We start from the raw sequence: 9,496 nt of genomic DNA on the forward strand, positions 1-9,496 counted from the left end.
CTGGGCTTCGCCACCATCCTGACGCTGATTGTGGTGCCGGTGCTTTATACCCTGGCCTATGGCATCAAGCCGGGGCGGGAGGAGCATGTGTGAACCCTGTCTGTAGGGGCGGGGTGCTCTGAGCCTTGTGGGTCTGGGCGCGAGCGACGAGAAGCGAGTTACGAACGGCAAAGTTCGATAGAGGTTTTGGGTTTTCGTAACTCGCTTCTCGTAACTCGCAGGTGTCTGTTTCCGTTCTCTCTGCCACAATGCCCGCCTGACACGATTCACTACCCCAAGGAGTCCCCATGTTGTTGGCTATTGCCGCCGTCATTGCTGGCCTGATTTTGCTGGTATGGAGTGCTGACAAGTTTGTGGAAGGGGCAGCGGGTACCGCCGCCCATGCCGGGATGCCGCCGCTGCTGATCGGCATGTTGATCGTCGGCTTCGGCACCTCCGCACCGGAGATGGTGGTGTCTGCCATGGCGGCGCTCGATGGCAATCCCTCGCTGGCCCTGGGCAATGCCTATGGCTCCAATATTTCCAATATTGCCCTGATTCTCGGGGTGGTGGCGGTGATCAGCCCCATTGCACTGAATTCGGCGGTTCTCAAGAAAGAGCTGCCGGTGCTGACGCTGGTGACCTTGCTGGCCGGCTATCAGATGCTGGATGGCAATATTTCCCGTCTGGATGCCTGGGTCCTGATCGCCGTGCTGGCGCTACTGATGGGCTGGTCCATCTATGCCGCCATGACCGGTAAAGGGGATGTGCTGGCCGGGGAAGTGGAAACCGATCTGGCGGAACACCCGCTGCCCCTGAAGACGTCGTTGTTCTGGCTGGTGGTGGGTCTGGCCCTGCTGGTGGGCAGCTCCCGGCTGCTGGTGTGGGGGGCGGTGGATATCGCCCAGTCACTGGGGGTCAGCGATCTGATCATCGGCCTGACCATCGTGGCGATTGGCACCTCCCTGCCGGAGCTGGCCTCCAGTATCGCTGCGGTCCGCAAGGGGGAGCACGATATTGCCTTTGGTAACGTGCTAGGCTCGAACCTGTTCAATACCCTGGCGGTGGTGGGTATTGCTGGTGCCATCCAGCCCATGAGCGTGGAAATGCTGGTATTGCAGCGCGACTGGAGCCTGATGATGGTGCTGACCCTGGCCCTGTTCGTCATGGGCTTTGGGTTATGGGGCCGCAAGGGCCAGATCACCCGGGGCAATGGTGTCGTATTGCTGTTGGTGTTCGTGTCCTATATGAGTTTCCTGGGCGGCAGCGTGATCATGGCAGCCCGCTAACGTGTCAAAAGGGACGGAGTGGCGATGCAGGGTACGGATATATCGGTAAAGCTGGAGCGTGGCACGTTTTTGCTCACGCTGGTGGCGGTCAGCGTGGCTTTTGCGCTGTTGTTGAAACCCTTCTTCGCCCCGATCTTCTGGGCCTGCGCCATCGGCGTGATTTTCTATCCGTTCCAGAAACGGCTGCTGGGCAAATGGCCCCATCGCCGTAACCTGGTCTCCCTGTGCACCCTCATCCTCTGTGTGGTGCTGGTGGTGATTCCGGTTCTGGTGGTGGCCTCTTCCTTTGTCACCGAAGGGGTGTCCCTGTTCCAGAAAGTGCAGAGTGGCGAGCTCAACCTGGCTGACTACGTGGACCGCATCAAGCAGGCCTTCCCCTGGTTGCAGACCCTGGCCGAACGTTTCGATATTGACCTGGATCGCATCAAGTCGCAGACCGTGGAAGCCTTCACCGGCGCCGGCCAGTTTCTGGCCAAGCGGGCCCTGGCCGTGGGCCAGAACACCTTCCAGTTTTTCCTCAATCTGGGGCTGATGCTGTACCTGGCGTTCTTCCTGATCCGCGACGGCGATGCCATGGTCAGCATGCTGATTCGCGCGCTGCCGCTGGGTGACGAACGAGAAAAACTGCTGTTTGCCAAGTTTGCTGAAGTGACCCGGGCTACCATCAAGGGCAATCTGCTGGTGGCAGCGACCCAGGGGGCGCTGGGCGGATTGATCTTCTGGTGGCTGGGTATCCCCGGTGCCTTGTTGTGGGGGGTGGTGATGGCCGTGCTGTCGCTGATTCCGGCGGTGGGGGCAGGCCTCATCTGGGTGCCGGTTTCACTCTACCTCTATGCGGTGGGTGATATAGTGAATGCCACCATACTGGCCCTGTTTGGTATTTTTGTGATCGGGCTGGTGGACAATATCCTGCGGCCGATCCTGGTGGGCCGGGACACCAAGTTGCCGGATTATGTGGTGCTGTTTTCCACCCTTGGCGGCCTGGCCATGTTCGGCATTACCGGTTTTGCGCTGGGGCCGCTGCTGGCAGCCCTGTTTGTTGCCTTCTGGGGCATTTTCATACGTGAGTTCAATGAGGGTGAAAGTCCCGCCGTTCTGCTGGAGCAGCAGGGCAGTAGTGAGGAAGCGCCCGGGAGTGAGGCATCATGATTTTTCTGCGTCTGGTATTGGCCGCGTCCGTGGCAGGGCTGTCGACTTTCGGTTGCGACGAGGATGATGACAACGGCCTGTTTTCTGACAACGCCAGAATCTATTTCCATAACCAGCTCACCCAGGTGGGTGGCGGCAGCGAAGATGATGTCACCGTGGACCTGTTTGTGGACAACCAGAACAGTCCGCTGCAGGACGATGTGGGCTACACCATTACGGGCAATGTCAGCGCCGAATCCATCGAGCTGGATGACGACAGTGAGTCCTTGTCTTTCGATGCCCGTGGCAGCAGTTCCGGCAGCACCCTGGTCAACGGCCCACTGAATCGCACTCTGACAGCGGGTGATCGTTATACCGTGGTGCTGATGGGTGACACGACGCTGGACAACCGTCAGTTGCGCACCTATCGCCACCAGGATATGGACGTAACCAGCGGTCAGATCCGGGTGCGTTTCATCAATACCCTGTCGCGCCTCTCCGGCGATGAACTCAGCGTTGTCACGCCGGGCGCAGCCGGCCAGTCGCTGGTGTCCGGTCTGGAATATGCGCAGGGCAGCAGCTATGTTTCGGTGAATGCCAGTGGCACCCTGGACGTGACGGTGAACAACGAAACCCAGGGCCTGGAAATCGACCAGGTAAGCTGCAGCGTCAGCAGCGGCCGCAGCTACGATGCCATCATTGCCTATCGCCGTTTCGACAGCGACGATGATCAGATCGCCTTGTACTGCCAGCCGTTCAACTGAACGGCTGGCAGTACCCGCCTTTCGACCCCCTCCAAACTGCCAACTATTACCAAAAAAATGCTGCTGGCCGTGGTAATTCTTACGCCGGTAATCGATTCGGGAGAAAACAATGAAAAAGCTGGGCCTGCTGGCCATGGCCGGTGTTGTGATGTTGTCCGGTTGCGGGGGAGATGACGATGAGGTGGAGGATCTGCTGCGGCCCCCTGCCAGCCTCTATTTCCATAACCAATTAACCGACTTCACGGATCCGGATGCCTCCAGCATTCGTGTGGATGTGGTGACCAACAAATCTTCGGATCCCCTGTTTGAGGATGTGGGTTACTCAACCGATGAACAGGACGGCAAGAATCTGAAACTGGATGCCGGTGAAGACACTATCGAATTTTCCGTGCGCAGAAATGGCAGCGACTTCCACGCAGACAGCGCCAGCCTGAAAGCGGGGGATAATTACACGCTGGTATTCATGGGCGATGTTGTTGGCGGTGCTCTGCAATTGGCTGCGTTTCGCCAACAGACGCCAGAGGTGGCTGCCACCCAGGTAGGGGTGCGTTTTATCCATGCCATGTATGAGCAAGCCAGCACCCGTTTCTCAATCGGCATTGCAGCGGATCTGGATTATGGCAAAGCGACCGGCTATTTCGCAGATACACCGAACGGCAGTGGCCGCCTGGAAATTGAAGTGAGGGATGCGGCGGATGACAGCCTGCTGGATACGGTATCCTGTTCGGTTCAGGCCGGTAAGAGCTACGACGCCATCATTACCCACAAGGGGTTTGCTGATCCTGACATGGCGATGTTTTGCCAGCAGGTAGAAGGCTCCTGATCCGGACTGTGCTGGTGTAGGAGCCATGCTCGCATGGCGAACATGTTGAGCGATTCGCCATGCGAGCATGGCTCCTACGGGCCAATCCGAATCATTTAAGCCGTACTGATGGATCCAGGCTGGGAGCTTTCAGGGGATCGCCCTGATAGGCCGCCACATCCGGGAAGCGTTCGTTGGGCCAGGCAGCCCAGTCTGCAATCGCTGCCTCCAGCTGCTGCTGGTCCCGACCGACAAAATTCCACCACAACAGCACGGGTTGCCCCAGAGGCTGGCCCCCCAGCAGCATCACCCGGCTGTTGGCGCTGAGCGTGAGTGTCAGGCTGTCACGGCCACAACCCAGGTGGTACAGCTCATCCGCCTGCAGGGTTTCACCGTCCACCTCGGCGCGGCCTTCGCTGATGCATAGCCCCAGTTCAAAATCCGCCGGCACAGGCAGGGTCAGGGTGCAGGTGTCTTGCGCCACGATATCGGCGCCGACCAGGGGGGAGTACACCCGGGCGGGGGAATGGTGGCCATCCAGTTCGCCCACCACCAGGGTGATGTCCGCACCCTCCTGATGCCATTGCGGCAGGTCGGTGTGATGGCTGAAGGCCGGGTCGGTGTCTTCGTGTTCGGCGGGCAGTGCGATCCAGAATTGCAGACCATGCATGGGGCCGCTGAAATCCTCGGGGCTTTCCTCGGAGTGACAGATGCCATGCCCGGCAGTCATCAGGTTGAGTTGTCCCGGGCGAATCACCTGTTCATAGCCCAGGCTGTCCTTGTGCAGCAGGGCTCCCTCGAACAGCCAGGTCACGGTCTGCAGGCCGATGTGAGGGTGGGTGCCCACATCCACGCCGTTGTCGGCGGCCAGCGAGGTGGGCCCGATATGGTCAAGAAAACACCAGGGGCCGATCAGTCGCTGATCGCGGCTGGGCAGATGGCGAATGATCGGCAGGCCACTGCCGAGAATGCTTTTGCGTGAGGCCACCGCCTTGAGTGTGGGTTTGCTGGCCAGGTTGGGGCATTCCACCATCTCGCCGCTGGCATTGGTATTGCTCATGGCCGTCTCCGTGGCATAGTCATTGATCCTGCTTCTGGAGGTCTGCATGCAGTCTACAGAGGCGGTTTGGTATTTCAGTATGCAAGCGGCGACGCTTCAAGAAAAGGAGAGCATGATGGCCAAGGTGCAGGTTCAAAGCGTGGAGAAGTACGTGCAGCAGATTGATGCCCGGCAGCATCGGCTCGCAGCCGATGAAGGCGAAAAGCTGGGTGGCAGTGACAGCGGCCCGAATCCCTACGAATTGTTGCTGTCCGGACTGGGAGCGTGCACGTCCATTACCCTGCGAATGTATGCCGAGCGCAAAGGGTGGGACCTGGGTGAGATTCAGGTGGGTCTGCATTTTTACCGGGATGACGCGGGCAAGGAATATATCGATCGTACCCTGACCTGTAGCGGTCAGTTGAGCGACGAACAGCGGCAGCGTCTGTTGGAGATTGCCGCCAAGACCCCGGTCACCAATACCGTGCGGCAGGGCACTCCGATTGCCACGGATTGGAAATAAGCGGCACAGCGCCGGCGCTTTTGGCATACTCGCGCCTCCATTGACTCAACGGAGGCCCTTGCATGTTCAAGGTCAACGAATACTTCGATGCCAAGGTGGCATCCATTGCCTTTCAAGCCGAAACCAAACCGGCCACCGTCGGCGTTATGGCGCCGGGCGATTACGAGTTCGGCACCAGCGAGCACGAGACCATGACTGTGGTAAGCGGCGCGCTGACCGTGAAGCTGCCCGGTGCTGCCGACTGGCAGACGTTTGCTGCCGGTGACACCTTTGAAGTGGTTGCAGACAGCCGTTTTCAGGTAAAGGTGGAAGTGGATACCGCCTATCTGTGTCTGTACGGCGAATAATAGGGGAGCGGGATGCCGTTATTTCCTGCCAGGGACGGCCAGTCGCTGCATGTGAGAATTCTGGGGCGTGGCCAGCCGGTGCTGATGTTGCACGGGCTGGGTATGCAGGGGCGCGACTGGCTTCCCTTCGTGCTGCCCTACCTGCGTCGTTACCAGTTCTATATGCCGGATCTGCGCGGGGCGGGGAATTCTGCCTCTGCCCGTTTCAACCAGCCGGATGTCTTCCATAATCACATGCAGGACATGGAAGATCTGGTGGCCCATTTCGGCCTGCAGGATTTCCATCTGGTGGGCTATTCCCTGGGCGCCACCACAAGCCTGCACTGGCATGCCCATGGTGATTTTTCCCCGGTGGGTCGCTATCTTCATATTGATCAGACACCCTGCATTGCCAACCAGCCGGACTGGGCCCATGGCCTGTTTGGTGAGCGCCAGGAGCACTTCTTTTCCCAGCTGCGGGAGTTGCTGGCATTGCTGGAGGCAGCGCCGGATCAGGGGCGGGTCGCCAACCTGGCTCCCGGTCTGCGCGAAGCGGTACTTCGCCAGTTGACCCATATTCTCGCGCAAGTGGCTGGGCGCCCCGGGCTGCATTCTGCCTTTCGGGCCACTGCCCGCTGGTCCGGATTATGGGCTCGCCTGCTGCCGGTGGCGGAGCTGGCGGATATTCGTGCCTACCTGCAGGCCTACCTGTCCGCAACCCATGATTATCGGCCCACTGCGGCGGATTTCCCGGTGCCGGCCACGGTCATCACCGGCGCCCACTCCCCCCTCTATCCTGCGGAAGGGCAGGCTGCGTTTGCCGAACTGATCGGGGCTCGCCATGTGGTGTTATCCCGCTCCGGCCATGTGCCGCTGATGAGTCAGCCGTGGGCGTTCACCCGCGCGCTGGGGGAGTTCTTGACCGCCCAGCATTGAACGGCGGAAGCAGCCGCGGAATGCAATTTCGGAAATCTGCCAATAGCGGGTAGGATGCATAACCTTCCTGAGCAGGTTGCGGAGAGAACAGGTGGTCGCCATTCACAACAACGCCCCGGCCTTGACGTTGCGCGCGGGCACCGACGCTATTGCCCATTTGCGCGAATATGGTCTGCGTGCCGGGGATGTGGACATTGTTCCCGGTGCGGCTGGTGGTCCCAAGGCCCTGGGAATCAACGGGCTGGACCAGGCCGTTTTTGGTGACTTCCTGCCCCGGGCTCCTCGCCGTCGGACCCTGATCGGTGCCTCCATTGGAAGCTGGCGTTTTGCCGCCATTGCCATGGGTCAGGACCCGGCCAAGGGGCTGGCAAGGCTGGCGGAGCTCTACACCTGCCAGCGTTTTCCCAAAGGCATTACCTCCAGAGAAGTCAGCCACCGCTGTGCGGCCATGCTCTCCGACCTGCTGCAGGATCGCGACCAGCATATCCTGCATAACCAGAACTACCGGCTGGTGATTGTCGTAATTCGCAGCCGCGGCCTGATGGCCCGGAGCGGCGGTCTGGGCCTGGGTCTGGGCCTGGCCGGGCTGATCGGTACCAACTTTTTCAGTCGTCAGGCCACTGGCCTGTTCATGGAGCGAGGCCTGGTTTACCCGGACGGCAGCCCGCTGCCGGTGGGCCCGCTCAATGATTTCACCACCCACCATATTTCCCTGGGGGCGGAGAACTTGCGTGCGGCGCTGCTGGCCAGTGCCGCTATTCCCATGGTGCTCGATGGGGTCACCGGCCTGCCTGGGGCGCCGGATGGCGTCTACCGGGATGGCGGTATGCTCGATTATCACCTGGATTTGCCTTACCAGAGCACGGGTATTGTGCTGTATCCGCACTTCACGGACCGGGTGATCCCCGGCTGGTTCGACAAGCCGTTGCGCTGGCGCAACGGCGATCCCAAGCGGCTGCGTCGGTTGTTGCTGGTGTCACCCTCCCGGGAGTACCTGGCCAGCCTGCCCCATGGCAAGTTGCCTGATCGCACCGACTTCAAGCATTACCTGGGGGATGACGCCGGCCGCGAGGCCTATTGGCGCAAGGCGGTGGGGGAGAGTCAGCGGCTGGGCGATGAATTCCTGGAGCTGGTGGAAAGCGGCAAGCTGATGGACCGTATCCAGCCGCTGTAAGTCTTTCCGTAGGAGCGTCGCTGGCGGCGCGATAACCCAGCCTACGCGTTGCTCGATACAGTGATTATCGCGCCGCCAGCGACGCTCCTACGAGAAGACATGTTACCCTCGCCTCGTTTCTCTCCATGACCCGGACCCGGATTGCCCGTGACTGAATCCAGCCCCACAACCCTGTCCCTCGTCCGCCAGCTCTGGCAGCAGACCTGGCCCATGGCGCTGGGTGTCATGTCGTTGCTGGGGTTCTATCTGGTGGACAGTATCTTTGTGGCACGGCTGGGCACGGCGCCGCTGGCGGCCCAGTCGTTCACCTTTCCGCTGGCGTTTCTGGTGATCGGGGTCCAGGTGGGGATCGGTATTGCCATTGCGGCACTGATTTCCCGGGCCATCGGTGCCGGGCAGCAGGATCAGGCCAACCGGCTTGGTGCCCTGGTGCTGACCGGTGGTGGCCTGTTGCTGGGGGTGCTGTTGCTGCTGCTCTGGCTGCTGCAAGCCCCGGCGTTTTCCCTGATCGGTGCCAGTGACGCCATTCGCGAACTGATCCGCCCCTACTGGGCGATTCAGGTGCTGGCCATGTGGGTGGGCGGGGTGTTGTACTTCGGCTACAGCCTGTTCCGGGCCCATGGCAACACACGCTTTCCGGGGCTGATGATGGTGCTCACCAGCCTGCTCAACCTGATGCTGGACCCAATACTGATCTTCGGGGTGGGGGACTGGGACGGCTTCGGCCTTCCCGGTGCGGCGCTGGCCTCGCTGCTGGCCTTTGCCATTGGCCTGGGCATTCTGGTGCTGGCCCTGCGCGGTAAGGGCTGGGTGCAGCGCCATGGCATGCTGGTACAGATGCGAGTCTCTGCCTGGCCCTTTGCGCAGATTGCCGGGCCCGCCATGATCAGCCAGCTGATGCCGCCGCTGGCGGCCATGCTGGCCACCGCCCTGGTGGCCCGGGCCGGTGATCAGGCCGTGGCCGCCTGGGGTATGGCAAGCCGGCTGGAAAGTTTTTCCATCGTGCTGGTGCTGGGCATGACCATGGCCCTGCCGCCCTGGCTGGGCCGTTGCTATGGCGGTAATGACTGGGACACCGTACGCCGTCTGATGCGGGTGGCGGCGGCCATGGTGATCGGCTGGCAGCTGTTGCTGGGGTTGTTGATGGCCTTGCTGGCGGCACCGCTGGCTGGGCTCCTGGTGGATACCGCCCCGGTGCAGGCCTACCTGGCCCTGCTGATCCGCTGGTTGCCACCGAGCTATGGGCTGCTCGGTGTCTGCATGCTGGTGGTCTCCGCCAGTAATGCCCTGGGCTGGCCCATGCGCGCCATGCTGATTTCCTTCCTGCGCCTGTTCCTGTGCTACCTGCCGTTGCTCTGGCTGGGTTATCAGCTGGGGGATTTCGGCGGCCTGGCCCTGGGGGCGGCGTTCGGCAATCTGCTGGCGGGGGTGATGGCGTGGATGTTTTATCAGCAGGCGCTGGGAAAGGCAGTTAATAGTTAATAATGAATAATTAATAACGTCGCGGTGGCGGCTTGCTTTACTGAAACGCACGAG

At 60.9% G+C, this 9,496-nt stretch carries 10 protein-coding genes; 9 read left to right on the top strand and 1 reads right to left on the bottom strand.

Annotation, left to right across the window (positions count from 1 at the left end; translation table 11 throughout):
- Positions 1-287 precede the first annotated feature (287 nt).
- The 4 genes from A3714_RS01345 (at position 288) to A3714_RS01360 (ending at position 3,983) form a co-directional block, all read left to right on the top strand.
- Positions 288-1,268, top strand: a complete 981-nt coding sequence (locus A3714_RS01345) for a calcium/sodium antiporter (protein ID WP_063510008.1) — start codon at positions 288-290, stop codon at positions 1,266-1,268.
- Between the two features lie 24 nt (positions 1,269-1,292).
- Positions 1,293-2,417: an AI-2E family transporter gene (locus A3714_RS01350; protein ID WP_062815290.1), complete on the top strand. Its 1,125-nt coding sequence runs from the start codon at positions 1,293-1,295 to the stop codon at positions 2,415-2,417.
- Complete coding sequence (locus A3714_RS01355; RefSeq protein WP_063510007.1) at positions 2,414-3,160, top strand: DUF4397 domain-containing protein; 747 nt, start codon at positions 2,414-2,416, stop codon at positions 3,158-3,160. Before A3714_RS01350 ends, A3714_RS01355 begins: the two co-directional genes overlap by 4 nt.
- Before the next feature lie 109 nt (positions 3,161-3,269).
- Positions 3,270-3,983: a DUF4397 domain-containing protein gene (locus A3714_RS01360; protein WP_063510006.1), complete on the top strand. Its 714-nt coding sequence runs from the start codon at positions 3,270-3,272 to the stop codon at positions 3,981-3,983.
- 91 nt (positions 3,984-4,074) lie between these two features.
- On the opposite strand, the gene A3714_RS01365 is transcribed toward A3714_RS01360, so the two are convergent.
- Positions 4,075-5,022: a pirin family protein gene (locus tag A3714_RS01365; protein WP_063510005.1), complete on the bottom strand. Its 948-nt coding sequence runs from the start codon at positions 5,020-5,022 to the stop codon at positions 4,075-4,077.
- 112 nt (positions 5,023-5,134) lie between these two features.
- Between A3714_RS01365 and A3714_RS01370 the strand changes: the two genes are divergently transcribed.
- The 5 genes from A3714_RS01370 to A3714_RS01390 all read left to right on the top strand — a co-directional run bounded on the left by A3714_RS01370 (position 5,135) and on the right by A3714_RS01390 (position 9,442).
- The gene (locus A3714_RS01370) at positions 5,135-5,524 is read left to right on the top strand and encodes an OsmC family protein (RefSeq protein WP_231866042.1); all 390 of its coding nucleotides are present in this window, start codon (positions 5,135-5,137) and stop codon (positions 5,522-5,524) included.
- A 62-nt stretch (positions 5,525-5,586) separates the two neighbouring features.
- A complete protein-coding gene (locus A3714_RS01375; RefSeq protein WP_063510004.1) occupies positions 5,587-5,871 on the top strand; it encodes a pyrimidine/purine nucleoside phosphorylase in 285 nt (94 codons plus the stop codon).
- A gap of 12 nt (positions 5,872-5,883) precedes the next feature.
- The gene (locus tag A3714_RS01380) at positions 5,884-6,786 is read left to right on the top strand and encodes an alpha/beta fold hydrolase (protein WP_063510003.1); all 903 of its coding nucleotides are present in this window, start codon (positions 5,884-5,886) and stop codon (positions 6,784-6,786) included.
- Between the two features lie 91 nt (positions 6,787-6,877).
- Complete coding sequence (locus A3714_RS01385) at positions 6,878-7,960, top strand: hypothetical protein (protein ID WP_062815297.1); 1,083 nt, start codon at positions 6,878-6,880, stop codon at positions 7,958-7,960.
- A 210-nt stretch (positions 7,961-8,170) separates the two neighbouring features.
- Positions 8,171-9,442 (top strand): MATE family efflux transporter, encoded by a 1,272-nt coding sequence (locus tag A3714_RS01390; protein ID WP_082810744.1) that lies wholly within the window; start codon positions 8,171-8,173, stop codon positions 9,440-9,442.
- Positions 9,443-9,496: the final 54 nt, after the last annotated feature.

The sequence above is a fragment of the Alcanivorax sp. HI0007 genome (assembly GCF_001635525.1).
Taxonomy (GTDB): Bacteria; Pseudomonadota; Gammaproteobacteria; order Pseudomonadales; family Alcanivoracaceae; genus Alcanivorax.

Coding starts and splice junctions, on each gene's coding strand:
- A3714_RS01345 (WP_063510008.1), top strand. CDS start 288: ATGTTGTTGGCTATTGCCGCCGTCATTGCTGGCCTGATTTTGCTGGTA.
- A3714_RS01350 (WP_062815290.1), top strand. CDS start 1,293: ATGCAGGGTACGGATATATCGGTAAAGCTGGAGCGTGGCACGTTTTTG.
- A3714_RS01355 (WP_063510007.1), top strand. CDS start 2,414: ATGATTTTTCTGCGTCTGGTATTGGCCGCGTCCGTGGCAGGGCTGTCG.
- A3714_RS01360 (WP_063510006.1), top strand. CDS start 3,270: ATGAAAAAGCTGGGCCTGCTGGCCATGGCCGGTGTTGTGATGTTGTCC.
- A3714_RS01365 (WP_063510005.1), bottom strand. CDS start 5,022: ATGAGCAATACCAATGCCAGCGGCGAGATGGTGGAATGCCCCAACCTG.
- A3714_RS01370 (WP_231866042.1), top strand. CDS start 5,135: ATGATGGCCAAGGTGCAGGTTCAAAGCGTGGAGAAGTACGTGCAGCAG.
- A3714_RS01375 (WP_063510004.1), top strand. CDS start 5,587: ATGTTCAAGGTCAACGAATACTTCGATGCCAAGGTGGCATCCATTGCC.
- A3714_RS01380 (WP_063510003.1), top strand. CDS start 5,884: ATGCCGTTATTTCCTGCCAGGGACGGCCAGTCGCTGCATGTGAGAATT.
- A3714_RS01390 (WP_082810744.1), top strand. CDS start 8,171: ATGGCGCTGGGTGTCATGTCGTTGCTGGGGTTCTATCTGGTGGACAGT.